This window comes from Rhizobium bangladeshense (genome assembly GCF_001662075.1).
Lineage (GTDB): Bacteria > Pseudomonadota > Alphaproteobacteria > Rhizobiales > Rhizobiaceae > Rhizobium > Rhizobium bangladeshense_B.
On sequence record NZ_LYPL01000014.1, the window covers coordinates 120,258 to 144,778 of the forward strand.

Annotated in this window: 26 protein-coding genes; 5 read left to right on the top strand and 21 right to left on the bottom strand. The window is 61.6% G+C overall.

Features of this window, described 5'->3' with window-relative positions:
- Window positions 1–3: 3 nt before the first annotated feature.
- The 3 genes from purL to A7X77_RS24530 form a co-directional block, all read right to left on the bottom strand.
- The gene (gene purL, locus A7X77_RS24520) at window positions 4–2,235 is read right to left on the bottom strand and encodes a phosphoribosylformylglycinamidine synthase subunit PurL (RefSeq protein WP_064685431.1); all 2,232 of its coding nucleotides are present in this window, start codon (window positions 2,233–2,235) and stop codon (window positions 4–6) included.
- Window positions 2,236–2,406: 171 nt separating this feature from the next.
- The gene (locus A7X77_RS24525; protein WP_064685432.1) at window positions 2,407–2,982 is read right to left on the bottom strand and encodes an acyloxyacyl hydrolase; all 576 of its coding nucleotides are present in this window, start codon (window positions 2,980–2,982) and stop codon (window positions 2,407–2,409) included.
- 122 nt (window positions 2,983–3,104) lie between these two features.
- Window positions 3,105–4,523, bottom strand: a complete 1,419-nt coding sequence (locus A7X77_RS24530; protein ID WP_064685433.1) for a PLP-dependent aminotransferase family protein — start codon at window positions 4,521–4,523, stop codon at window positions 3,105–3,107.
- 81 nt (window positions 4,524–4,604) lie between these two features.
- On the opposite strand from A7X77_RS24530, the gene A7X77_RS24535 reads away from it, so the two are divergent.
- Complete coding sequence (locus tag A7X77_RS24535; RefSeq protein WP_064685434.1) at window positions 4,605–4,862, top strand: DUF1127 domain-containing protein; 258 nt, start codon at window positions 4,605–4,607, stop codon at window positions 4,860–4,862.
- A gap of 26 nt (window positions 4,863–4,888) precedes the next feature.
- On the opposite strand, the gene A7X77_RS24540 is transcribed toward A7X77_RS24535, so the two are convergent.
- The 7 genes from A7X77_RS24540 to A7X77_RS24570 form a co-directional block, all read right to left on the bottom strand.
- Window positions 4,889–5,281 carry a hypothetical protein gene (locus tag A7X77_RS24540; RefSeq protein WP_039619973.1) on the bottom strand — a complete coding sequence of 131 codons (393 nt, stop codon included), beginning with the start codon at window positions 5,279–5,281 and terminating at the stop codon, window positions 4,889–4,891.
- 80 nt (window positions 5,282–5,361) lie between these two features.
- Window positions 5,362–6,033, bottom strand: a complete 672-nt coding sequence (gene purQ / locus A7X77_RS24545; RefSeq protein ID WP_064685435.1) for a phosphoribosylformylglycinamidine synthase subunit PurQ — start codon at window positions 6,031–6,033, stop codon at window positions 5,362–5,364.
- Window positions 6,030–6,584, bottom strand: a complete 555-nt coding sequence (locus tag A7X77_RS24550; RefSeq protein ID WP_064685436.1) for an RNA 2'-phosphotransferase — start codon at window positions 6,582–6,584, stop codon at window positions 6,030–6,032. The genes purQ and A7X77_RS24550 overlap by 4 nt, the downstream gene beginning before the upstream one ends.
- 41 nt (window positions 6,585–6,625) lie before the next feature.
- The gene (gene purS / locus A7X77_RS24555) at window positions 6,626–6,871 is read right to left on the bottom strand and encodes a phosphoribosylformylglycinamidine synthase subunit PurS (protein WP_064685437.1); all 246 of its coding nucleotides are present in this window, start codon (window positions 6,869–6,871) and stop codon (window positions 6,626–6,628) included.
- Between the two features lie 34 nt (window positions 6,872–6,905).
- On the bottom strand, window positions 6,906–7,670 hold the full coding sequence (gene purC, locus A7X77_RS24560; RefSeq protein WP_004676256.1) for a phosphoribosylaminoimidazolesuccinocarboxamide synthase: 765 nt from the start codon (window positions 7,668–7,670) through the stop codon (window positions 6,906–6,908).
- A gap of 248 nt (window positions 7,671–7,918) precedes the next feature.
- Window positions 7,919–10,213 carry a putative bifunctional diguanylate cyclase/phosphodiesterase gene (locus A7X77_RS24565; protein WP_064685438.1) on the bottom strand — a complete coding sequence of 765 codons (2,295 nt, stop codon included), beginning with the start codon at window positions 10,211–10,213 and terminating at the stop codon, window positions 7,919–7,921.
- Window positions 10,214–10,304: 91 nt separating this feature from the next.
- Entirely contained in the window at window positions 10,305–10,862 is a 558-nt protein-coding gene (locus A7X77_RS24570; RefSeq protein WP_064685495.1) for an alpha/beta hydrolase, read from the bottom strand.
- Between the two features lie 173 nt (window positions 10,863–11,035).
- Here A7X77_RS24570 and A7X77_RS24575 point away from each other — a divergent pair, with 173 nt between their 5' ends.
- Both A7X77_RS24575 and A7X77_RS24580 read left to right on the top strand, forming a co-directional pair.
- The gene (locus A7X77_RS24575; protein WP_064685439.1) at window positions 11,036–11,839 is read left to right on the top strand and encodes a DUF2189 domain-containing protein; all 804 of its coding nucleotides are present in this window, start codon (window positions 11,036–11,038) and stop codon (window positions 11,837–11,839) included.
- 103 nt (window positions 11,840–11,942) lie between these two features.
- Entirely contained in the window at window positions 11,943–12,419 is a 477-nt protein-coding gene (locus A7X77_RS24580; RefSeq protein ID WP_064685440.1) for a low affinity iron permease family protein, read from the top strand.
- Between the two features lie 133 nt (window positions 12,420–12,552).
- Here A7X77_RS24580 and A7X77_RS24585 read toward each other — a convergent pair whose 3' ends face one another.
- The 6 genes from A7X77_RS24585 to A7X77_RS24610 all read right to left on the bottom strand — a co-directional run bounded on the left by A7X77_RS24585 (window position 12,553) and on the right by A7X77_RS24610 (window position 18,538).
- A complete protein-coding gene (locus A7X77_RS24585; RefSeq protein WP_082928861.1) occupies window positions 12,553–13,377 on the bottom strand; it encodes an RDD family protein in 825 nt (274 codons plus the stop codon).
- Between the two features lie 692 nt (window positions 13,378–14,069).
- Window positions 14,070–15,377, bottom strand: a complete 1,308-nt coding sequence (purB, locus tag A7X77_RS24590; protein WP_064685442.1) for an adenylosuccinate lyase — start codon at window positions 15,375–15,377, stop codon at window positions 14,070–14,072.
- A gap of 117 nt (window positions 15,378–15,494) precedes the next feature.
- Window positions 15,495–15,980: a hypothetical protein gene (locus A7X77_RS24595; RefSeq protein WP_064685443.1), complete on the bottom strand. Its 486-nt coding sequence runs from the start codon at window positions 15,978–15,980 to the stop codon at window positions 15,495–15,497.
- 14 nt (window positions 15,981–15,994) lie between these two features.
- A complete protein-coding gene (locus A7X77_RS24600) occupies window positions 15,995–16,720 on the bottom strand; it encodes a DUF2259 domain-containing protein (protein WP_064685444.1) in 726 nt (241 codons plus the stop codon).
- The gene (rpe, locus tag A7X77_RS24605) at window positions 16,717–17,394 is read right to left on the bottom strand and encodes a ribulose-phosphate 3-epimerase (RefSeq protein ID WP_064685445.1); all 678 of its coding nucleotides are present in this window, start codon (window positions 17,392–17,394) and stop codon (window positions 16,717–16,719) included. Before rpe ends, A7X77_RS24600 begins: the two co-directional genes overlap by 4 nt.
- 61 nt (window positions 17,395–17,455) lie before the next feature.
- Entirely contained in the window at window positions 17,456–18,538 is a 1,083-nt protein-coding gene (locus A7X77_RS24610; protein WP_064685446.1) for an ABC transporter substrate-binding protein, read from the bottom strand.
- Between the two features lie 280 nt (window positions 18,539–18,818).
- On the opposite strand from A7X77_RS24610, the gene A7X77_RS24615 reads away from it, so the two are divergent.
- Window positions 18,819–19,313 carry a flavin reductase gene (locus A7X77_RS24615; RefSeq protein ID WP_064685447.1) on the top strand — a complete coding sequence of 165 codons (495 nt, stop codon included), beginning with the start codon at window positions 18,819–18,821 and terminating at the stop codon, window positions 19,311–19,313.
- A 32-nt stretch (window positions 19,314–19,345) separates the two neighbouring features.
- The gene (locus A7X77_RS24620; RefSeq protein WP_064685448.1) at window positions 19,346–19,666 is read left to right on the top strand and encodes a TfoX/Sxy family protein; all 321 of its coding nucleotides are present in this window, start codon (window positions 19,346–19,348) and stop codon (window positions 19,664–19,666) included.
- Here the strand turns inward: A7X77_RS24620 and A7X77_RS24625 are convergent.
- From A7X77_RS24625 to A7X77_RS24645, 5 genes are all read right to left on the bottom strand, one after another.
- On the bottom strand, window positions 19,663–20,082 hold the full coding sequence (locus A7X77_RS24625; protein WP_064685449.1) for an NUDIX domain-containing protein: 420 nt from the start codon (window positions 20,080–20,082) through the stop codon (window positions 19,663–19,665). The two genes, A7X77_RS24620 and A7X77_RS24625, sit on opposite strands and share 4 nt — an antisense overlap.
- Window positions 20,083–20,089: 7 nt before the next feature.
- Window positions 20,090–21,607 (bottom strand): DEAD/DEAH box helicase, encoded by a 1,518-nt coding sequence (locus A7X77_RS24630; protein WP_064685450.1) that lies wholly within the window; start codon window positions 21,605–21,607, stop codon window positions 20,090–20,092.
- A gap of 157 nt (window positions 21,608–21,764) precedes the next feature.
- Window positions 21,765–23,087, bottom strand: coding sequence for a M23 family metallopeptidase (locus tag A7X77_RS24635; protein WP_064685451.1), 1,323 nt, complete (start codon window positions 23,085–23,087; stop codon window positions 21,765–21,767).
- A 104-nt stretch (window positions 23,088–23,191) separates the two neighbouring features.
- Complete coding sequence (locus tag A7X77_RS24640; protein WP_064685452.1) at window positions 23,192–24,019, bottom strand: ferritin-like domain-containing protein; 828 nt, start codon at window positions 24,017–24,019, stop codon at window positions 23,192–23,194.
- Window positions 24,016–24,489, bottom strand: a complete 474-nt coding sequence (locus tag A7X77_RS24645; protein ID WP_064685453.1) for a peroxiredoxin — start codon at window positions 24,487–24,489, stop codon at window positions 24,016–24,018. Before A7X77_RS24645 ends, A7X77_RS24640 begins: the two co-directional genes overlap by 4 nt.
- Between the last annotated feature and the right edge of the window lie 32 nt (window positions 24,490–24,521).

The following is a 24,521-nucleotide window of genomic DNA, read 5'->3' on the forward strand; positions in this document are numbered from 1 at the left end:
GCATCATTCCGCGGCGAGTTCGCCGCGGCCTTCCATGAAATCAGGGAACCACGATTCATGGGTATCGCGCAATTGCTGAATCGGCAGCGCAATGAGATCGCCGACGACGAGCGCATCGCCACCGACCGTGCCGAGGCGGCGGAAGGGAACGCCGGCGGCTTCCGCATTGACGCAGACGAAATCCGCCACATCGGCCGGCACCGTCAGCACATAGCGCGCCTGATCTTCGCCAAAGAGCAGCGCATGCGGTGTACCCTTGCATTCGCCGAGATCGATCGTCAGGCCCTTGCCGGATGCCATGGCCATTTCAGCCAGTGCGACGGCTAGGCCGCCCGAGGAAATGTCGTGGCAGGCGGTTGCCTGGTCGTTGCGGATGACGGAGCGGACAAAATCACCGTTGCGGCGTTCGGCGAAGAGATCCACTTCGGGGGCGGGACCTTCGCGGCTGTCGAGCACATCCCTGAGATAGACGGACTGGCCGAGATGGCTGCCGTCGAGGCCGATCATGATCACCTTGTCGCCAGTGTTGGCGCTGCCGATGCGAACCATCTTGCGCCAGTCCGGCAGCAGGCCGACGCCTGCAATCGTCGGGGTCGGCAGGATGGCGACGCCGTTGGTCTCATTGTAAAGCGAGACGTTGCCCGACACGATCGGGAAGTCGAGCGCGCGGCAGGCCTCGCCGATGCCCTTCACCGCCTGAACGAACTGGCCCATGATCTCCGGCTTTTCGGGATTGCCGAAGTTGAGATTGTCGGTGGCGGCGAGCGGTTCGGCGCCCGTCGCGGTGATGTTGCGCCAGCATTCGGCGACCGCCTGCTTCCCGCCTTCGAAGGGATCGGCCTCGACATAACGCGGCGTCACGTCGGAGGAGAAGGCAAGCGCCTTGCTCTTATGGCCTTCGACGCGCACGACGCCGGCATCACCGCCCGGAAGCTGCAGCGAATTGCCCTGGATCAGCGTGTCATACTGCTCATAGACCCAGCGTCGGCTCGATTGGTTGGGCGAGCCGACGAGCTGCAGCAGCGCCTGACCGTAATTCTTGGGTGCGGCGACGAGATTGGCGGGCAGGGGGGCAGGCTTGCCGGATTCGCGCCATGGGCGATCATATTCGGGCGCCTGGTCGCCGAGATCCTTGATCGGCAGATTGGCGACTTCTTCGCCCTGGTGCACGACGCGGAATCGCAGGTCGTCGGTCGTCTTGCCAACGATGGCGAAATCGAGGCCCCATTTGACGAAGATCGCCTTGGCCTGCTCTTCCTTTTCCGGCTGCAGCACCATGAGCATGCGCTCCTGGCTTTCCGACAGCATCATCTCGTAGGCGGTCATCCGCTCTTCACGGACCGGCACCTTGTCGAGCTCGAGCAGGATGCCGAGATCGCCCTTGGCGCCCATTTCGACGGCCGAGCAGGTGAGGCCGGCCGCACCCATGTCCTGGATGGCGATGACGGCGCCGGTCTGCATCAGTTCGAGGCAGGCTTCGAGCAGGCACTTTTCGGTGAAGGGATCGCCGACCTGAACGGTCGGGCGCTTTTCCTCGATCGATTCGTCGAATTCGGCCGATGCCATGGTCGCGCCGCCGACGCCGTCGCGGCCGGTCTTGGCGCCGAGATAGACGACCGGAAGGCCGACGCCCTTGGCTTCCGACAGGAAGATGGCATTGGATTTGGCGATACCGGCGGCAAAGGCGTTGACGAGGATATTGCCGTTATAGCGGGCGTCGAACTCGACTTCACCGCCGACCGTCGGCACGCCGAAGGAATTGCCGTAACCGCCAACACCCGAGACAACGCCGGAGACGAGGTGGCGGGTCTTCGGATGATCCGGCTCGCCGAAGCGTAGCGCGTTCATCGCGGCGATCGGGCGCGCACCCATGGTGAAGACGTCGCGCAGGATGCCGCCGACACCGGTCGCGGCACCCTGATAGGGTTCGATGTAGGAGGGGTGGTTGTGGCTCTCCATCTTGAAGACGACACAGTCGCCGTCATCGATATCGACCACGCCGGCATTCTCACCCGGGCCTTGAATGACGCGCGGCCCTTTGGTTGGCAGCGTGCGCAGCCATTTTTTCGAGGACTTGTAGGAGCAGTGCTCGTTCCACATGGCCGAAAAGATGCCGAGCTCGGTGAAGGTTGGCTCGCGGCCGATCAAATCCAAAATGCGCTGATACTCGTCCGGCTTCAGGCCATGGCCCGCGATGAGTTCCGGCGTGATCGGGATGGTGTTTGGAATGGTCATGAGCGGAAAGTCCCTGGCGCGTTTTGCGCTGTCTTTAGCTTAAGTAGCGGCGGCGCGCGACAGAAAAAAGCCTGCCGTCAACAGAGTGAACTGACTCCCGAAAGTTGGACACCCAACTTCGGGGGCAGTTCACAGGGGCGGGCAGGCTTTTTTCGTAAAGGCGGCAATTGCTCAGAACTTGTAGCCGATCTGGATACCGGCGCGCGTCATGCCGTCATTCGGGCCGTCGCAGAGATTGGCATGCGAGGAGTGGGCAATCTGGGCCATTACGTTCCAATGCGGGGTGAAACGGTAGCCGGCGCCGGCATATTCGTGGAAGAGGACGCGGCAGCCAAATTCCGGGCCGTCATCATTGTTGTCCAGGTCGCCGGTGTGGATGACGCCGCCGAAGCCGGCTTCGGCAAAGAACTTCTCGTTGAGATCGACAGTCCAGGTGAAGCCGGTGAAGAATTGGGTGGCTTCACCCGCGGTGCCGATCGAGGTGCCGAGATGGACACGGGGACGCAGCAACTGTTGCTGCCAGCCGACGGCCTGCTCGTATCCGAAAGGATCGAAGAGGGCAGTGATTTCGGGAAAGACGCCGTCTTCCCGGGAATGTCCCGATTGCAGTGAGGTCGAGACCCCGAAACGCAGTTCATCAAATATCTGCTCGCCGGCGGACGCCGAGCCTGCGACGATGCCGGCTGCCGCTGCCAATAACGCCGTAGTCAAAAAACGCAACACGAAGCTTCCGAAGTCCGCACTCATTTGCTGCCCCTTGATTCGCGTCAGGCGAGAATATCGAAGAGGTAGCATGCAGATTGAGTCGGTAAACCGCTGCGAATAGCCCCAGGCATTTTTTGTAGATTATGACGTGTATTTGCAACAGGTCAGATTTCACCATCATAGGCGGATCCGCCATTTTCCAGCAGCCGGCGCAAGATCATCAGGCCGGAGGTCAGTTCCTGCCCTGTCTTCGGCGAGGAAAAACCGATGCGAACGCGATGATAGGACTTCTCGCCGCGGGCTGCCTTGAACTCGTCCTCGTCGTCGACGAGCACACCATCCCGGAAAGCCGCATTCTTGAAGGTGCCCGACATCCAGGGCTCCGGCAATTTCAGCCAGAGGAAGGGCGCATGCGGGTGTGACGCAAAATCGAAGCCCTGCAGTTGCTCGCGAACGAGCCGGAAACGCCGGGAGAGTTCCTCGACGCTCTGCTTGCGGATCTCGTGGGCCGTGCCGCTTTCGACAAGGCGTGCGCAGGTCTCGGCCAGAATGAAGGGTAGGCCGCCGGTGATCATCTTATGCGTCACCCGGATGCGCTGGGCAAAATGCGGCGGGCAGGCGACCCAGCCGCCGCGTACGCCGGCGGCGACCGATTTCGACAGCCCGTTGACCAGGAAGGTGCGATCGGGGGCTAGTGAGGCGAGCAGTGGCGTATCATCGTCAGACATGCCGCCGTAGAGATCATCTTCGATTAGCCAGACGTTGTGTTTCCTGGCGATCGCGGCGATTGCCGCGCGCCGCTCGTGCGGCATGATCGTCACCGTCGGATTGTGAACGGTCGGCATCAGGAAGGCGATCTTTGGATGTTGTTGCTGGCAGAGCCGCTCGAAGTCGTCCGGGATCACCCCATGTTCGTCGGAATCGACCGTCAGCGTGCGGCGTCCGAGAAGGCGGGCGCTGCGGCTGACCTGCGTATAGGTGAGATCCTCAAAGACGATCTTGTCGCCCGGCGCCGAGACGGCGGCGATGGCGGCAACCGCCGCCGCATGAGCGCCGAGTGTCGGCACTATGTTTTCGACATCCGGCGTCCAGCCGCTGCGGGCAAGCCAGAGACGGCCGGCTTCGAACCAGTTGCGCGGAAACGTGCGGGAATAGGATGAAATCTCGGCGAGATGCTGTTGGCCGATCTCGGCGAGGATGCCCGATATGATCTTGCCTTGGCCGAGGTCTGGTGCGGCCGTGGTATCGAAGCGGATTTTGTCGGCAGGCGCGTCCTGGACGCGGGTGCCACTGAGCGAGACAGTCAGCGGGTCGGTCTGTTCGCCGGGCTGCGTCTCGGAGCGGTTCAGCACATAGGTGCCGCGCCCGACCTCGCCGGCGACCAGGCCGCGCTCATGCACCAGCGCATAGGCGCGGCCGATCGTGCCGATGGTCACGCCGATATCATAGGCGAGGTTGCGTTGCGGCGGCAATTTGCTGCCGGCGGGCAGGGCGCCGCTCGCGATGGCGGATTCAATGCTGTCGGCAAGCCGGAGATAGACCGGCCCGGAACCGCGGGAAAGATCAGGAAGCCAATTTGTCATGGTGACAATTGTATATATTGGCACATTGTATCGGTCAAGCGTATGAATCAATTCCAGTGGCAAACCGAGAGGATTCCTGGAATGTCTGCCTTGCCTGAGGTCAAAATGCCGATTGTACCGATTGTCTCTTATGCAGATAGGAGGCGGATCGTCCTTCCCGCAGCACCTTCTGAGGTGACGACGCGTTTGGGGCGGATTTGGGCCGCCATTCTTCTCTGGCATCAGAAGCGAGAAGGCCGGCGGGCGCTGAGAGGCCTGACGGCGAGCGAGCTCAAGGATATCGGCGTGTCGCAGTCCGAAGCCGCACGCGAAGTCGGCAAGTCGTTCTTCTGGGACTGAAGCGTTATCGGGATCGGCGGCTGCGATCAGCTGCAGGCTTTATTGCCGCCCGACCAGCGATTGACGTCGGCGACGATGCGGCCGGCGACCGGTTCCGACATCATCGGACCGAAGGCCTGGAGACGCGACGGGCTTCCCTCGGCCTGAACGACAAGCAGCGGCCGGCTTTCCGGGCTGCCCTTGTGGACGAGCAGGATGCGAGGCCGGCCGGTGAAGGAATTCAGCTCCGGCGCGAGTTTATAGGCTGCAAAAGCCGGGTCACCCGATTTGAACCAGCATGCACTGGCGCCGAGCGCCACGCGTTCCATCGTCGGCAGCGCGGCGCGGTTCGGGCCTGTCGTCGGCGCCGGCGTCTGGCAGGCTGCGAGCATGGCTGCGAGAGCGGTCAACAGGGCGGGGTTTGCGAGGCGATGGCGCATCAATATTGCTCCGATCCGGACGGAAATTTTCGTGTGCATGCCGTTGCCAAGACCGCGCGCTTTTAGGCAGCGAGCAGGGCTCAGGCGGCGATGACGTCGAGCGCCGAGGCGAAAAGGCCGCGGCCGTCCGAACCGCCATGGGCGGCTTCGATCAGGTTTTCCGGATGCGGCATCATCCCGAGTACGTTGCCCTTCTCGTTCATGACCGCGGCGATATCGTTGAGCGAGCCGTTGGGGTTGGTGCCCTCGGCATAACGGAAGACAACCTGGCCATTGCCTTCGATCTTCGCCAGCGTGGCTTCGTCGGCGAAATAATTGCCGTCATGATGGGCAACGGGGCAGCGGATGACCTGACCTTGCGCGTAGGCGCGGGTGAAATCCGTCTCGGCATTGACCACTTCGAGCTTGATCTCGCGGCAGACGAATTTCAGCGAGGCATTGCGCATCAGCGCACCGGGCAGCAGGCCGGCTTCGACGAGGATCTGGAAGCCGTTGCAGACGCCGAGCACTTTCACGCCCTTTGCAGCCTTGTCGATGATCGCCTGCATGACCGGCATGCGCGCGGCGATCGCGCCGCAACGCAAGTAGTCGCCATAGGAGAAGCCGCCGGGGATGACGATCAAGTCCACATCCGGGATTTCGGCTTCCGTCTGCCAGATCGTCACCGGCTCGCGGCCGGAGATATTGGTCAGGGCTGCGATCATGTCGCGGTCGCGGTTGAGGCCCGGAAGTTGAACGACAGCTGATTTCATGGGGTCCCTGCGTCTGGCGAAAGATATTGAACTGGAACACTTTCGGTGAGCCATACTCCATTGTCGGAGACAAAGAAAGAATGACCCTCTGAAAACATGCGGGCAGCGTCCACGCGAAGGATGACATGCTCGCCCTTGCGGCGTAGCGCGACGATTTTCGCCGTCTCGACATCGGCCGAGAGATGCACGTGGTGGCGCTGCATCTTCTTCAAGCCCTCGCGTTCGATCGAGTGCCAGGCAATCGCGGAGGTGCCGTGGAAAAGATCTGCCGGCGGCTCGACCGCAGTCAGCGCGAGATCGACCTCGACGCTATGACCCTGGTTCGCGCGAATTCTGTTGTCGGCGAGCGTGAAGCGCTTCTTTGGATTGTATTCGATGATCGCGATAATCTCGGCACGGGAGACATCGTATTTCGACGTCAAAGCCTTTTCGAGCTCCTCGAACGACACCCAGCCCTCGCCATCAAGCGTCAAGCCGGCGGCATCGGGCGCATGGCGCAGGACATAGCTCATATATTTCGAGACTTCCGTCTCCAGCTGTGCCTTCGTCATGACGCCAAACCCTCAATATCTGCCGGCCGGCAGGTCTGTGATCATCCGTCGATCGCGATCGCGTAGTTCTCGATCACCGTATTGGCGAGGAGTTTTTCGCACATCGCCTTGAGGTCGGCCTCGGCCTTCGCCTTGTCGGCGCCCTCGAGCTCCAGGTCGAAGACCTTGCCCTGCCTGACATGGCCGACGCCCGAGAAGCCGAGGGCGCCGAGCGCGCCTTCGATGGCCTTGCCCTGCGGATCGAGAACGCCGTTTTTCAGCGTGACGGTGACACGAGCCTTGATCACTTTGTCTATCCTGCCTTACTTGACGAGACGATTGTTACTTAACCAAAACGGGGCCGGTGCCGCGCACAGGCTCGTTTTCATTGATGATGCCGAGACGGCGTGCGACTTCGGAATAGGCTTCGAGCAACCCGCCGAGATCGCGGCGGAAGCGGTCCTTGTCCATCTTCTCGCGGGTTTCGATATCCCAGAGCCGGCAGCTGTCCGGCGAGATTTCGTCGGCGAGGATGATGCGCATCATATCGCCTTCGAAGAGGCGGCCGCATTCGATCTTGAAATCGACGAGCTGGATGCCGACGCCGAGGAACAGACCGGTCATGAAATCGTTGACGCGGATGGCAAGCGCCATGATGTCGTCGAGTTCGGCCGGATTGGCCCAGCCGAAAGCGGTGATGTGCTCTTCTGAGACCATCGGATCGTCAAGCGCATCCGACTTGTAATAGAACTCGATGATCGAGCGCGGCAGAACGACGCCTTCCTCGATGCCGAGGCGCTTGGCGAGCGAACCAGCGGCGACATTGCGCACGACGATCTCCAGCGGGATCATTTCCACTTCCTTGATCAACTGCTCGCGCATGTTGAGCCGGCGGATGAAATGGGTGGGGATGCCGATCTTGTTCAGATGGCTGAAGATATATTCGGAAATCCGGTTGTTGAGGACGCCCTTGCCGTCGATGACTTCATGTTTTTTCTTGTTGAAGGCGGTGGCATCGTCCTTGAAAAACTGAATCAAGGTGCCCGGTTCCGGACCCTCATACAGAATCTTTGCCTTGCCCTCGTAGATACGGCGGCGACGGTTCATCGTGGTCATTCTCTGTTGTTGGCGCTCTTGGGATAGCGCGAGTGGATCGATCTCGTGGCGTCCCCTTAAAGGAAAAGAGTTGGTTTCACAATCCGCCTGTCGCTCCTTCCCTCTTTTCGGGATTTCTGGACCCGTTTCCGGATTTTACGGAATACCGCCAGGGGAATCGAATGGATTCCCAAGACGAGTTTAGCGCCTTTTCCTGTAGCGTGGAATGAAGGCGAAATGGCGGGCCGCTTATCCAGGTGTTATTTGGCAGCTCTGCTTGGCAGCGCGCGGCCAAGCTGCGCCTGCAGGGCGCGAGCGGCAGTTTGCCCGTGACGCCAGCTGCCGGCGCGGACGAAGGAAGGGATCTGCATGGCCGGCATCGGCCGGGCGAGCGCATAGCCCTGCAGCATATCGCAATCGAGTCCTTCGAGGATGCGGATGTGATCCGCCGTCTCGACGCCCTCGGCAATGACGCGGATGTTGAGCGAGCGGCCGATGTCGATGATCGAGCCGACCAGTTTGCGCTGCTCGGCCGATTGCGGCAGCAGGCGGATCAGCTCGCGGTCGATCTTCAGCGTCGTTGGGCTCAAGCGCAGAAGGCTGACGATCGAGGCATGGCCGGTGCCGAAATCGTCGATCTGGATGTCGATGCCGAGCTTGCGCAGCTTTTTGAGGTTGGCCGACACCAGCGCGTCGCAATCGTCAAGCGAGATCGATTCCAGCAGTTCGAAGGCGATGGCGCCGGGTTCGATCTTCAGGGCGCGGAGCTTCTTGCCGAGATCGGGATCGGCAAGCCGGCGGGCGGAAACGTTGACCGATACTTTTGGAATCGACAACCCGTCCTTGATCCAGGCGCGGCGGTCGGCCAAGGCGCGCTCCAGAATCAGCGCATCGATCGTCGAGACGACGTCGAGATCCTCGGCGATATCGAGAAAGCGGTCGGGCGTCAAAAGCCCGTGCCGGGGATGCTGCCAGCGGGCGAGCGTCTCGACGCCGGTGACATCAAGGGTGCGGGCATCGAACTGCAATTGATAGAAGGGCACGAATTCGTTGCGCTCGAGGCCGATCAGAATCTCGTCGGCGAGCTGCTTGGCCGTGACGATATCGCTGCGGGCCGATGCCGAGAAGAATTCGAAACGGTTGCGGCCCAGCCCCTTGGCGCGATAGAGCGCGATGTCGGCGTCGAGCAGGATTTGCTTGGCGTCGAGCCTGGCGCCGTTGTCGACGGCGATGCCGATGCTGGCGCCGAAACGGCAGTCGTGCCCCTCGTATCTGACGGGCTTGCGCAATTCGCGGATCACGCGTTCGGCAAGGCCGGCGATCTTTTTCGAGGCGGGATTGACGGCACAGAGGATGACGAATTCATCGCCGCCGATGCGCGCGACGAAATCGGCGGCACGGACGGAGTTGCTCAGCACATTCGCCGCGTGCTGCAGCATGGCGTCGCCGGCCCGGTGGCCAAGCGTGTCGTTGATCTGCTTGAAGCGGTCGAGATCGATGTGGAGGATCGCCAGGGCAAGGCCCTTGGCGCGGCATTCCGCCGAACGCTCGTCGAGCATCTTGTCGAGATAGCGGCGATTCGGCAGGCCGGTGAGATAATCATGCAGCGCCAGATGCTCGATACTCTCCTTGGCGGCTTCGAGCTCGCGGTTGCGCGCCTCGGCCAGATCCTTGGCGCGCTGCAATTCGTTGCGCAGCGCGACGTCCTCGGTGACGTCCCAGTTGGCCCCGATCAGCTTGCGGTGCCCGTTGCCGTCGACGAAAAAAGCGGAGCGGGCACGGATGATGCGCTCGGCGCCGTCACCGCGGATAATGCGGTATTCCTGCTGGAAATCGCTGCCGCTTTCGACGCTGCGGCCGGCGAGGCCCAGCACACGCTCGCGGTCGTCTGGATGCAGGCTTTTCGCCCACGCATCGGCCGCGATCTGATGTGCCGCGCCTTTCAGCCCGTAAATGGCAATGAGGCGATCGTCCCATTCCACCGTATCATTTTCGATATCGGCCTCGAAGACGCCGATATGGGAGATTTCCAGCGCCAGATCCAGACGGCGCGACAGGCGCGACAAGGTCTCCTCGGCTTCCTTGCGGGCGGTGATATCGATATCGGTGCCGACGATGCGGGTCGGCACACCATTCTCGTCCCATTCTACGCAAGCGCCGCGGCAGTCGATCCAGACCCAGTGGCCGTCCCTGTGGCGCTCGCGATATTGGAAGATCTGATAATCGGGGTCGCCGGCGTTCTGGCGCTCGATGGCATGGGCGACGAATTCGCGGTCGTCGGGATGGACGAGCTGCAGCCAGGCATTGTAATCGCCCGCGACCTCCTCGTCGGGCGCCATCCCGCGAATGGTTTTCCACGTGGGCGAGTAATATTTCCGGTCGAGGCGGTAGTTGTGATCCCATACGCCGAGACTCGAGCTGACCAGCGCATGGTTCCATCGGCTCTCCCGCTCCGCCAGTTCGGAACCGCCGGCTGCCCCGCCGACGCCTGCCTCGGCCGCTGTGGCATCGCCGTGCGGGTTCTCGGCCTTTGGATTGGCTTTCTTCACGGGCATTCTCGCTTAATCATCTCGGGCGCAGTCTGCTGTCTTTCCATTAAGAAAGACTTAGAAAGCAACTGCTGAATTAACGAGAAAGCGGTTTTCCTCAATCAGCGGAGAGACGGCTGAGGAACTGGGCAAAGACCATCGTGCCCTCTGGCCAGGGGCCGTGACCGGAATCGGCATTGATATGCCCGGCCTCGCCGGCATCGACGAGAAAGGAGCCCCAACTGCTGGCGATATCGTCGGCATGCTCGTAGCTGCCGAACGGATCGTTGCGGCTCGCCACGGTGATCGACGGGAATGGCAGCGGTTCGCGCGGGTAGGGGCCGAAGGTCATCAGGTGCTTCGGGCGGATGTCGGGATTGGTGACATCGGGTGGGGCGACGAAGAAGGCGCCGGCCACCCGGTTGCGGAAAAGCGGGATGGCGTGGATCGCCGAGGGCACGCCCAGCGAATGGGCGACGAGCACGACGGGCCGGGTCGAGGCGTTCACCTCCTCGGCGATGCGGGCGATCCAATCCTCGCGGACCGGCTTCGTCCATTCGGCCTGTTCGACGCGCCGCGCCGTGCTGAGCTTCGCTTCCCAGCGGCTTTGCCAATGGCCGGGGCCGGAATTGGTATAGCCGGGGATGATGAGGATATCTGCGTCTGAGGCTTTCATAGTGCCGCCGATGTGAGAAAGCCTGTCGAAGATGTCAAGAGGGGCATCAAGGGAGAGAGCGACACGCGCCTTGATATTTGTTATATTGCTCCAGTGCCGGTTGCGGATTTCGTATCGGCTTGCCCGCCGATGTGTGCCGCCGCCGACCAATCTCGGCTGAGGAGGAGAAAGCCATGGCGGCATTTCATGTCATGACGGGTGCCAGCGAAAGCTTAGCGCGGCCCGTCGTCAATCGCATTGGCATTGCTGACGTCTTCGACGCGCTGAAGCGCGGGCTCGACGATTTTAAGGAAAAACCTTCGCATTATGTGTTCCTGTGCCTGATGTATCCGATCGCCGGCATCTTCCTGACGCTATGGACCTCCGGCGCCAATCTTCTGCCGATGGTCTTCCCGCTGATGTCCGGTTTCGTGCTGATCGGCCCGATCGCGGCGATCGGCCTTTATGAGATCAGCCGCCGGCGCGAGGAAGGCCTCGATACATCATGGACGCATGCACTCGAAGTGCGCCACTCGCCTGCACTGCCGTCGATTGTCGCGGTCGGGCTGATGCTTTTTGCCCTTTTCGTCGTCTGGCTGGTAACGGCACAGACGCTTTACACCAATCTTCTCGGAGAAGTGTTTCCGCGCTCCATGACAGATTTCACCCGCCAGGTTTTCGGAACGGCTCAAGGCCTGCAGCTGATCATCTGGGGCAATCTCATCGGCTTCGTCTTCGCGCTGGTGGTGCTGGCTATCTCCGTCATCACCTTTCCGCTGCTGCTCGACCGCGATGTCGGGGCCGTCGCCGCCGTTGTGACCTCGATTCGGGCCACGGTCGCCAATCCGGTGCCGGTGCTGCTTTGGGGGCTGATCGTCGCGGCACTGCTTGTTATCGGCACGATCCCGGTCTTTGCCGGGCTTGCGCTCGTCATCCCGATCCTCGGCCATGCGACCTGGCATCTCTATCGCAAGCTGGTTGCTCGGGAAGTCGCCTAAACAGAGCCTCACTCCCGGGGTTCGGATTCCGATTTCCCCGGGAACCTCAAACCTGCCTCGGAGTTCTTAGCATAGGCTTCGAGGGAGGATTTCAGAGGTGACGATGAAACATCTGTTCACCCGCTTCGCAACCAAGACATCGGAATGGGCGGGCAAGCCCGTCATCTTCATCCTGGCGCTGAGCGTCGTCATCATCTGGGCCTTCCTCGGCCCCGTCTTCGACTACTCGGAAACCTGGCAGCTACTCATCAATACCGGCACAACGATTGTGACCTTCCTGATGGTCTTCGTGCTGCAGAACGCCCAAACGCGCGACACGCGAGCGATCCAGGCCAAGCTCAACGAAATCATCCTGACGAGCCACGCCGAAAACCGCTTCATCGGCATCGAAAATCTTGACGAGGATGAGTTGAAGCATCTCGACCGACTAGTCGCCAAGGCCGCGAAGGGCAGGGGCGAGACGGAGGCTTGCAGGACATCGGAGGTCGGGGAAGTCGCTACCCCGAAAAAGATCGAAGCGCGCAAACGATCGGTGAGCGCCAAGGGCTCGAAGACGAAACGGCCGCTTGAGAAGAGCTGAATTCCAAATAGCTTTTATATCTCGTGGGTCATTTGAAAGGGTTGCTGAGTCCTCGGCGTTTTCTGAAAGAGGAGTTTGCCACCGTCGGATCCTAACCTGACGGAACGCTTCCTTCTGGCGGCTCGGTGCGATCCTATCCGCCGTTACTTCGCGTGCGGCGGACCTCGCAGCCGGTGAGTCGGTCATAGAACATCTGGCCTCGCCAGCTGATGAGCGGCAGGAACCACCAAAGCAGCAGCGCGAGTGTGGCAAAGAACCCGCCTGCCAAGGCGTAAATAGAGGTCGCCACGGTGCCGTCGCGCGCTATCTGGATCATTGAATCGAGGTTTTGCCAGGATGCTGTCACTGCAACGACGGAGTCGATTCCCACAAGGGCGATGAATGGCAAAAACTTCAGTAGTTCCCTTTTGAACGCCTTGCCGAAATGCGGCGACGCGCCATCGACGGTGACCACCCGAATTGACAGGATTTTTTTGCCGAGCGTTCTTCGACCGTTCGCACTGAAGTATGCGAAAGCCAGCGAAACAAGGACTACGCCCACCAACGGGCCGATAGGGTCGGCGATCCCATCGACCGGAGCACCGTTCTGGTCCAGCGGCACCGACACCGAGCGCCATGAAACCGGTCCGCCGTTGGAATTGCCGGTGAGAACCGTCGATCGAAAAAGCGAGCTCGAGGTGCCCAAAAATTCAGTGATTTGGCAGATTTCATTGGCTCTCGTCTCTCCAGGTTTCAGCGGCCATTGGCGCTCGACTTTCTCCACCAGTGGACCAGACGTTAATTCTTCGCACTGCGTGCTCTGAAAGAGGGGCATCGCGAAATTCAATGGAATGATGAGCGCGAGCACAGCGAGCGAAATCTCAAAAATCGTCATGTCGATGAGATATGCAAATGCCCGCCTCCAAAAGAGCCGAGGCTGCAAAACTCTCTGAGAAGTCTGGGTGACGTTGGTGTCCATGTTACCTTGCGCCAAGGAACGCGATATGAGATGCCGGGCTCTATGGGTAAGTGAAACCCATTTATTAATAATTACTAGTATGAGCGGTCAGGAATAAAATGGGGTGAGCATAGAGAACTCCAGACCTGTTCGAAACGATATCTTTAGGACTTGGTCGAGTCACCCTTATAAAACTTTGATCCGATGTTGATGTCGACGTCGAATCCAAATTTTTCTTCCCGATCGCCAGAATAAAAAGGAAAGACACCAAATTGTAGTATTAGCGAATGGCCGGTTTGGGTAATAGTTTGTTGAATGCATACCTTTGTTTTAGGTGCTCCCCTGTCTGCAGATGACGCCAATCGGCAATTCGTCTGTATTTTTGGAAATGGTTCCTGTCGCTATTGATCCGACATCTAGATTGGCTTGCCGATACGCCTTTACCTGGGGAGCCGGCTAGCAAAGTCAGATGGCGTCTGGTGCGACCTTGTCAGGACGTCTGGCGAGCACGTGCTCACCAATGACATCATTCTGCAACAAGGCAGTAAACCGTCATTCCATCGCGCCGTCGCCGAAGTTATCGGCTTCGCTCGGTCGCATCGCCTATCAGGCGCGCTGGACTCGGAGAGCTTTTTTCCGAAACTCAAGGCGGCGAATTCAACCCACTATGCTAAAATCGCCGCCAACTTGATGGGGCTCTTGTTCTCCCCACCTCACGCCGTGCCGAACACCCGCCGGAAGATCGTATCTACGTGCTTGGTGTGGTACCCGAGGTCGAACTTCTCGCGAATATCCTCCTCGGACAACGCAGCGCGGACCTCTGCATCCGCCAGCAGCTCTTCCAGGAAATCCTTGCCCTGTTCCCAGACCTTCATGGCGTTGCGCTGGACCAGGCGGTAGGCGTCTTCGCGGGAAGTGCCGGCCTGTGTCAGCGCCAGGAGGACACGCTGGGAGTGGACGAGGCCGCGGAATTTGTTGAGGTTCTTCTCCATATTCTCCGGGTAGACCAGCAGCTTTTCGATGACGCCGGCCAGACGCGAGAGGGCGAAATCGAGGGTGACGGTGGCGTCGGGGCCGATTATGCGTTCGACCGAGGAGTGGGAGATATCGCGCTCGTGCCAGAGCGCGACGTTTTCCATCGCCGGCAGGGCGTAGGAGCGGACCATGCGGGCGAGGCCGGTCAGGTTTTCGGTGAGAACCGGGTTGCGCTTGTGCGGCATGGCCGAGGAACCCTTCTGGCCGGGCGAGAAATATTCCTCGGCTTCCAGAACCTCGGTGCGCTGCAGATGACGGATCTCGGTCGCTAAGCGCTCGATCGAGGAGGCGACGACGCCGAGGGTGGCGAAATACATGGCGTGGCGGTCGCGCGGGATGACCTGGGTCGAGACCGGCTCGGCCTTCAGGCCAAGCGCCTCGGCGACATGTTCCTCGACACGCGGATCGATATTGGCGAAGGTGCCGACGGCGCCCGAGATGGCGCAGGTCGCGACTTCTTCGCGGGCGGCGACGAGGCGCTGGCGGCAGCGCCCGAATTCGGCATAGGCGAGCGCCAGCTTGACGCCGAAGGTTGTCGGCTCGGCGTGGATGCCGTGCGAGCGGCCGATGGTGACGGTGTCCTTGTGTTCGAAGGCGCGGGTCTTCAGCGCCGCCAGCAGCCGGTCGAGATCGGCAATCAGGATATCGGTGGCGCGCACCAGTTGGACGTTGAAGCAGGTGTCGAGCACGTCGGAGGAGGTCATGCCCTGGTGGACGAAACGTGCATCCGGGCCGACGATCTCGGCGAGGTGGGTCAGGAAGGCGATGACGTCATGCTTGGTGACAGCCTCGATCTCGTCGATGCGCGCGACATCGAAGGTGGCGGCTCCGCCCTTCTCCCAGATGGTCTTCGCCGCCGATTTCGGGATGACGCCGAGTTCGGCCAGCGCGTCGCAGGCATGCGCCTCGATCTCGAACCAGATGCGGAACTTGGTTTCGGGAGACCAGATGGCGACCATTTCGGGCCGGGAGTAACGCGGGATCATGGGCGGCTGCCTTCACTTCAAGGGGTTTGAGCGTCTAGGACGCAATTTCGGACGCAAAACCACTGGGCTTCTGCTGAAACTGCTTCAGCGCCCCTGTAGCAAAGACGGGCGGCAATCTCAACGCATGCGTTTGCCAAGATAATAGCTGCTGACGACAAGGCAGACGAGACCGAGCGGCAGGAAAAGGCGCAGGCCGATCACCAGGAACTGATAGACGGCGCTGATGCTGGTGAAGATGAACTGGAAGACCCAGATGCCGCTTCCGAAGGGTGCGTGCCAGCGCGAATAGAAGATCCGATATTCCATCGCGAAGAGGAAGGCCGTCATGGCGATCGTGGCCACGATCAGCGTCACGAAAAAGGCGGCGAAACGCGCCTCCGGCGGCTTGCCATAGGCGAGGAAGCGGGCAACCGGCAAAGCCGCGGGCCAGGCGAGCAGACCGCCGAGGAAATAGAGCCCGGCGACTTCGGCAAGCCGGCTCGTCTCCAGGCCGTTGCGGAGATAAAGACCGAGCATGGCCGAGGCGAGCATCTGCACGGCCCAAAGCAAGGCGCCGAGGATCAGATGGGAGTAGGGCGGCCATGCCGCCCTCAGGCGCTCCATGTCGGGCAACCAGTTCAGGGATGAACCGGAACGGCGATCCAGCGCCCGTTCCGTTGCGCATCGAAGGCTAGGACGAGGGCGATATGAACCTGGTTTGCGGCTTCCGGCTGATAGACGACTGCGCCGCCGATCCTGTATTCGACCGAACATGCGCGCTCGGCCGGAACCATTTGCACCTGGCGCGCTGCCTGCCGGTTCGGTGCGCCTTCCTTCTCGATCATCTGCAGGCTGAAGCCGAGGACCCGCTTGGCGATCGCCGCGCAGTCCTTCGGCACCGCGATCGGCAACTCGCCGAGCGAAAGCGTATAGGGTGATTTCGGCGGGCCGTCGGTCGCAAGCGTGGTGTAGCGCAGCGTCTTTGCGGGTGAGCCGAGTTCGGTCGGCGGATTGAAGGCGGCGATCAGGCCGGGGTTGGTCAGGAGATCGTATTTGTCCATCTGGCCGCGCGCCGCCGTCAGATTCTGCCGCCGCGCCTTGGAAAGATTGGCGTCTTTGTCGGTGAGTTCGGTGCGGAAGGGCGTGCCCTCGAGATATTGGCCCTTATCGGTATCGATGAAATAGGTGTTGGAATAGGGGACATTGCTGCCCTCCTTGAGGCCGAACTCCTGGAAGGCGAAGACCTTGCCGTCAGCGGAAAAGCCGATCGGCTGGATGCTGGCAATGTCGCCGGCAAGTGACACGCCGGGCAGGCCTGCGAGTGCGGCGGCGAGCAGACCGCCTAAGAAAAGCTGCTTCTTCATGCGCGTGCCCCTTCGGCTGCCTGTCGCAGCTCGGCGACGGTCCGGCGATAATCTTCGACCGTATCACCCTTGAAAATCGCCGAGCCGGCGACGAGGACGTTGCCGCCGGCGCGGGCGATTGCCGGCGCCGTTTCCACCGTGACGCCACCGTCGACCTCAAGCTCGATCGGCCTGTCACCGATCAGCGACTTTGCCGCCGCGATCTTGGCTGCCATCGCCGGAATGAACTTCTGTCCGCCGAAGCCGGGATTGACCGACATGATGAGGATGAGGTCGACATCGTCGAGCACGTTCTCGATGGCGCTGAGCGGGGTTGCCGGATTGAGCGTCACCCCCACCTTCTTGCCGAGATTGCGGACGGTCTGCAGCGACCGATGCAGATGCGGCCCGGATTCGGCATGGACGGTGATGCGGTCGCAGCCGGCCTTGGCGAAAGCTTCGAGATAGTCATCGACCGGCGAGATCATCAAGTGGCAGTCGAAGGTGGCGTCCGTATAGGCGCGCAGCGACTTGATGACATCGGGGCCGAAGGAGAGGTTCGGCACGAAATGCCCGTCCATCACGTCGAGGTGGATCCAGTCGGCCCCGGCCGCGGTGACATTACGCACCTCCTCGCCGAGCCTGGCGAAATCCGCCGCGAGGATCGAGGGGGCAATGCGAATGGGCAGCGTCATCAGTCTTACTCCGTATGGGCGCCAGCCGAGCACGGCGCCGGAATTCGAGGCTGGCCGCCGCTCATTGCGTCGGCGCAGCCGGTGGAAAAAAGCCGTTGCCGCGCCATTCGAGCAGGCGGTACGGGTTTTGCGAAAGTTCATGCGTGCCGGTGAAGGCGACGGCACCGACCGGGGTCTGGAATGTCGTGCCGAGCAGCGTCTCCTGGAGGGGCTTGCCGGCCGCAGCGGCGGCTTCGGCCGCCTGGCCGGCAATGAATGCCGCCGCCAGCGACGGCAGGACATAACCTTCCGGCTCGATCCCTTTGGCGCGCAACGTTTCGGCCGCCGCCGCCGCTTCCGGCAGAACGGCATATTCGGGCAGGGCGACGGCGCGAACGCCAGACCCGAGTGGCAGCGGCTGATCGGCGGCGCGCATGGCGTCGCCGCCGAGGATGGAGAGCGGGATGTTCTCGGCTTCCGCGTCGCGGGCGATGACGGCGATGTCGTTGCGGTCGCCGCCGACGAAGACCTTGGTGGCGCCGGCCCGTTTCAGGCGGCGGACAAGAGCGATCTGTTGCTCCTGCCCCGGGCGATAGGTATCGGTAAAGACCGGTTTCAGGCCGTTCTGTTCCAGCGCGTTGCGCACCGCTTCCGTCAGTTCGCGGCCGTGAATGGTGCCGTCCTCGATCAGGGCGATCGGATCGGCAGCCCAGTTCTTCAGGATCACTTCGTTGATCTTTGCCGCCTCGGCGCCATCGGCGGGCGCCATGCGGAAGAGCGGCCAGGCATTTTTCAGCGCGTCCTCCATCAGGATGCGCGAGCGCACGGAGACGGTGATCGCCGGAATGCCGGCATCCTTCAGCTTCGGCAGGGCGCCTTCCAGCGTCTCGCTGCAGAGAAAGCCGACGGCGATCTGCACCTTGGCCGCGACAAGCGCATCGCCGACTGCCGCGCCGCCATTGTCCTCGCAGGTCTCGTTGACGGCGACGAGCGTATTGCCCGACTGCTGGATCTCGAAACCGGCGCCGGCGGCAATCTGTGCGCCGAGCAGGGCGAGCGGGCCATTCTCAGGGGCGACGACGCCGATCGTCACGCCGGCCGCGTGGCCTTGCGCCGCCGCTCCCAGCAGCATCAGAACGGCTGCTATGCCACGCAGGTTGATCATGAAAGGCGGAGATCCCTAGCCATCGTCCATGCCCTTTTATCCGCAAGGCCGCGATCGTCAAAGAAAAACAAGCGTAACCCAATGCTTTTCACCGGTCCTATTGTAGAAAAGGTAACCCATGCTCGCCATATTGGCGCGATGGAAAGTCGAACTGCAGCGCAGGACGTCCTTTCGGTGACGCAAAGGACGCTGCAGCACATTGATTGCCGCGTAATTTCGTCCTCAATCGATTCCGATTTATGGATGTGTGCAGTCGGCAGAAGAGCGTACGGAGAAGCAGTTGTTGAACAGGCAGCATATCGACCCCGGCCTTTATCGCGATGCCATGAGCCGTTATGCCGGCCATGTGCAACTCGTGACGACGGTGATGGAAGGCATGCGCCGGGGCGTCACCATCACAGCCGCCTGCTCGGTCTCGGATAATCCGGCCTCGGTGCTGATCTGCCTCAACAACACCAATCCGAAGAACGAGATTTTTTTCCGCAGCGGCATCTTCGTGCTGAATACGCTCGGCGCTCACCACCAGGGCGTTGCCGACGCTTTCTCCGGACGCACGGCGCTTGCCGATGACGAACGCTTCGCCAGCGCCCGTTTCGACACACTTGTCACCGGCGCGCCGGTTCTTGCCGATGCGCTTGCCGCCTTCGATTGCCGGGTGACCGACATCAAGGAAATGCCGACCCATAACGTCATCTTCGGCGAAGTCGCCGCCATCCGCTTCAGTGAGAAGCATCCGGCGCTCGTCTATATGAACCGGGATTATCACACGCTGTGATCGGAGCAGCGGAGATTTTGAGGGAATAGAGAATGGACAATGCCGGGATCGAGGAAATGTTTCAGGGGCTCGGCCCAGTCACGATCAAGCGCATGTTCGGCGGCAAAGGCATTTATCACCTCGGGCGCATCGTTGCAGTCGAAGTGCGCGACGAGATGCTGTTGAAGGCCGACGAGACAAGCGCCCCGGAATTTGCCGCCGCCGGCGCCACACAATGGGCCTATGAGGGCAAGAAGGGCAAGCCGGTCAAGATGCCCTACTGGTCGATCCCCGAAGAGGCCTACGACGATCCCGATCTGATGGCGAAATGGGTAAGGCTTGCCTATGAGGCGGCGCTACGCACTGAAAGTTAGCGCTCGGCAGCCGGCAAAGCTGCTATCGCCGCCCTGGTAAAGGCCGACAGCGGCATGGGCAAATCCGTCAGGGCAAACCAGCCGAAATCCGAAAGCTTGTCCGGTTCGGTCAATTGCGGCTCGCCTTCGACATCGCGGGCGAGATAAAGGATAGACATCCAGTGCTGGCGGTCGGCGTCGATGACCTGTTCGGTTACGCCGATCCGTTCGATCCGTCCGATCTTGAGGCCGGTTTCTTCCTCGGCCTCGCGACGCGCGGCTTCTTCGGCCGGCTCCATGTGATCGACCTTGCCGCCGACAATGTTCCAGTAACCGGCTTCAGGCGGATTCACGCGTTTATAGAGGAGGATCTTGTCGTCTCGCAGGATCACCAGACCAACGCCGAGGCCCGGGAAATCATGGCCGGGCCTGCCCATGGGATGGTCAGACCTTTGCGCTGCCGGCGATCAGCATGAAGGCGGGGATGTCGTCGCCGAAGCCGACCGGGGTCGGACCGTCGTCGTGATCGCGATGACGGCGGCGGTCGCGGCTGTCGTCGTTTGCCGGATAGGGCCGATTGTTGCGCGCATTGTTTTGCGGCTTCTGCTCTGCTTTGCGCTCGTTCTTCAAGACTTCGGCCCTTGCTGGTGCTGCTTCGATCACTTGGACGTCATTATCCTGTATGTCATTATCAGATTTATGACTCGCGGCACCGCGATTGCCGCGTCCGCGCCCACGATCCCTCTCGCCCCGCTCACCCTTTGCGCCGCGGTCGCGGCTGCTGCGCCTCGGGCGCTCGTTGTCGGCGCTTTCTTCGGCCGGCGGCAGCGAATTCACATCGCCGCTCAGCCATTCGACCTTTTCGCCGATCAGCTTCTCGATCGCATCGACGAATTTGGTGTCACGCTTGGTCACGAGCGTAAAGGCAGCGCCCGAGCGGCCGGCACGGCCTGTGCGGCCGATGCGGTGGACATAGTCCTCGGAGTGGATCGGCACGTCAAAATTGAAGACGTGGCTGACATCGGGAATGTCGAGGCCGCGGGCGGCGACGTCAGAGGCGACCAGCAGCTGGAGATTGCCGTCACGGAAGCTCTGCAGCATCATCGTGCGGGAGCGCTGATCCATGTCGCCATGCAGCGCGCCAACGGAGAAACCGTGGCGCTCCAGCGAACGAAAGAGATCGGCGACGTCCTTCTTGCGGTTGCAGAAGATGATGGCGTTCTTCAGGTCGGTCTGCGCCCGGACGAGCTCGCGTAGAACCGCGCGCTTCTCGTAGTCCTTGCTGTGCGAGGCGACGAAGCGCTGCGTCACGGTCTTGGCGGCCGATGCCGGCTTTGCCACCTCGATGCGCTCGGGATTTTGCAGGAAGCGGTCGGCGAGCTTCTGGATCTCCGGTGGCATCGTCGCCGAGAAGAACAGCGTCTGACGGGTGAAGGGGATGAGCTTGGCGATGCGTTCGATATCGGGGATGAAACCCATGTCGAGCATGCGGTCGGCTTCGTCGATGACGAGGATTTCGACGCCGCTCATGAGCAGCTTGCCGCGCTCGAAATGGTCGAGCAGGCGGCCGGGCGTGCAAATCAGCACATCGGCGCCGCGCTCAAGCTTGCGGTCCTGGTCTTCGAAGGACACGCCGCCGATCAGCAGGGCGACGTTCAGACGGTGGTTCTTGCCGTACTTCTCGAAATTCTCGGCGACCTGGGCAGCGAGTTCGCGGGTCGGCTCGAGGATCAGCGTGCGGGGCATGCGCGCGCGGGCGCGGCCCTTTTCCAATAGCGACAACATCGGCAGAACGAAGGATGCCGTCTTGCCGGTTCCGGTCTGCGCGATGCCGCAAATATCGCGGCGTTCGAGCGCAAAGGGTATGGCCCCCGCCTGAATAGGTGTGGGGATCGTATAGCCCGCATCGGTAACAGCGGATAACACTTTTTGGCTCAAGCCAAGGTCAGCAAATGTCGTCAAAGGGAAAACTGTTTCCGTTCCGGTTCGGCCGAGCTCTGAACGAGTCGGCGGGATTGCATGCCGCAATGCAGCGCGACATAGCCCCGAATGGCCGGCAAGTCAAGAAATAGAGAGGCCGCACTCCGTGCAGAGTGGAGCGATGGTTACCTGATGGCTATTACTTGATGTAGGTGGCGAGTTTAAGTCCGGCATTCATGAAATATACTGGATCGACCGCCTGGCCGTTCTGGCGCACTTCATAGTGCAGATGGGTGCCGGTCGAGCGGCCGGTACTGCCGGCAAGACCGATGACATCGTTGCGGCCGACCGTGTCGCCGACCCTGACGAGAACCTGAGACATGTGGCCGTAGCGCGTCGAGATGCCGTTGCCGTGGTCGATCTCGACCATATTGCCGTAGCCGCCGGTCCAGCCGGCGGCGATGACCTTGCCGGGCGCCGTCGGGCGGATCCTCTCGCCCGGCGAAAAGCGGAAGTCGATGCCGGAATGCAGCGCGAGGCGGCCGAGGAACGGGTCGCGGCGGTTGCCGAAGGGGCTGGTGACGTCCTTGCCGATGGCGGGATTGCGGAAGGGCAGGGATTCAGCGGTGCTGCGCACGGCCTCCAGCCGGGTCAGCGCGCCGTCGAGGGCGGCCAGCGAATTGTTGAAGTCGTCGTTGCTCTCTGGTTCAAGATAGGGGCCGCCGACGGCGCTCTCCTTCTCCTGCCTGGCGCCGGCCGTCTCCTCAGGCACAGGAATCTTGAAGCGGGTCAGCACAGTCTCGATGGCGCTGGCGGCGTGGCCGGCGTCACTCGTCAGCTGTTCGACGCGGTTGCGCTGGTCCTGCTCGACATCCTTCAGCGACAGCGTCACCTTGGAGAAGATCCGGTCGGCGCGGTCGCCGACTGTCTCGGCGGACGGCACATAGGCAAGTGTCGAATTGTCGGGCGTCGCGTCGGCGGGCGCGCCGCTCGCCAGCTGTCTCTCGATCGCCTCAATGCCGCCGGTGAGCGAAGCGCGCTTGTCCTTGATATCGGGAGCAAAGGACTGGACGGGCAATGACGGCGCGGGCTGGGTGCTGTCCTTGTCCGTCAGGCCGGAACTTTCGGCGCGGTCGAGCAGATTGTCGAGTTTGCCGTGGCGCGAGGTGAGCGCCAGCTGCTGCTCCATCAGCTTGTCGACCTTGTCCTCGACCACCTGCTGGTCAAGAAGCTGGCGGGAAGTGATGCGGTCGACCTGGGCGCGAAGGGCGGCGATGCGGTCCTCGTAATCATGCTGCATGCGCGCCTGGCGCGCCATGGTGGCGCCGATCAGGTCGTCGCGCAGCACGAGATAGGAGGTCGCCAGGAGATAGCCGATCGAGAAGACGCCGACGAAGCAGAAGGCAAGTGCCGCCATCCATGGCCGGACCGTCATGTGGCGCACCTTGTCGCCGCTTGCCAGGATGAGGATGTGTTCCGGCGCCCGCCTGCCGAATACCCGGTGCTGATGTCCGCTGTTCACGCAGGCTCTCCCGATTGATGCTCTACGCCTCTTTCGGAAATTAGACACCGTTATGGTTAACGAATGCTTTCGCAGCCATCATTTGCGTCAGGAAATCAATCAGCTCAGGCGTGGCTGATCGATGCCAGCGAGCGGTAGAAAGACGGCGTCAGCCCGGCTTCGGCACGAGCGAGATCGTTGAAGGGCGGCTTCAGCGGCCCGCGGAAATTGGCGCGCACCAGCTCCTGGAAGGCCTTTGCCGGATCGCGCTTTTCGCGAGCGCAGAGGAAACGGAACCATTTGGCGCCGACGGCGACGTGGCCTTTTTCGTCGTTATAAATGACGTCGAGGACGGCAGCGCTCTCGAGATCGCCGGTCTCACGCATCTTGGCCTGCAGCGACGGTGTAACGTCGAGGCCGCGGGCTTCGAGAATCAGCGGCACGACGGCGAGCCTTGCCGTCAGGTCGTTGCGCGTCGAATGGGCCGCCTGCCACAACCCGTCATGGGCGGGAAGATCGCCGTAATCGGCGCCGAGATCGTTGAGGCGGGCGCGCACCATGCAGAAATGTTTCGCCTCCTCGAACGCGACCTGCATCCAGCCGTCGAAGAAGGAGTTCGGCACCTGTTCGGTCGCGAATCGCGCGACGATATCGAGCGCCAGATCGACGGCGTTGAGCTCGATATGGGCGATGGCATGCAGCAGGGCGATCCGGCCTTTCAGCGTGTGCAGCGAGCGTTTCTCCACCTGCGTCGGCGGCGTCAGCACCGGTTTGTCGGGGCGGCCGGGCCTTTCCGGCAGGGCAGAGTCGAGCGGCGAGCGCAGCGACACTCGGCGGGCGAACCAGCGGGTGGCGCTTTCCTGCGCAAGGGCCGTCTTGCGGTCGAGATCGGCCGAGCGGATGGCGTCGACGGCGCCGCCGCGCAACGAGGTTATCGCGAGATCAACGGTCACGCGGCCAAATTCCTAACGGCCTCGAGCACGGTTTCGGCATGGCCCTGCACTTTCACCTTCTGCCAGATTGTCGCGATCGTGCCGTCCTGACGGATGAGGAAAGTGGTGCGCTCGACGCCCATGAAGTTGCGGCCGTACATGCTCTTTTCCTTCCAGACGCCATAGGCCTGCAACGTCGTCTTCTCTTCGTCCGAGGCGAGCGCCACCGAAAGACGGTGTTTCCTGATGAACTTGTCATGGCAGGCGGCCGAATCGGGCGACATGCCGATCACGGCGGCACCGGCTGCTTGGAACTCCGGCGCCAGCGCCGTGAAAGCCAGCGATTCGGCAGTGCAGCCCGTGGTGTCATCCTTGGGATAGAAGAACAGCACCAGCGGCTTGCCGTGAAAATCGGACAGCGAGACACGGCCGCCGCCGTCGCGGGGGAGATTGAAATCGGGGGCCAGGGCACCGATGCCGGGAACCGCCATTGGGAAAACCTTTCTTTTGCCGGGTTTGTGGA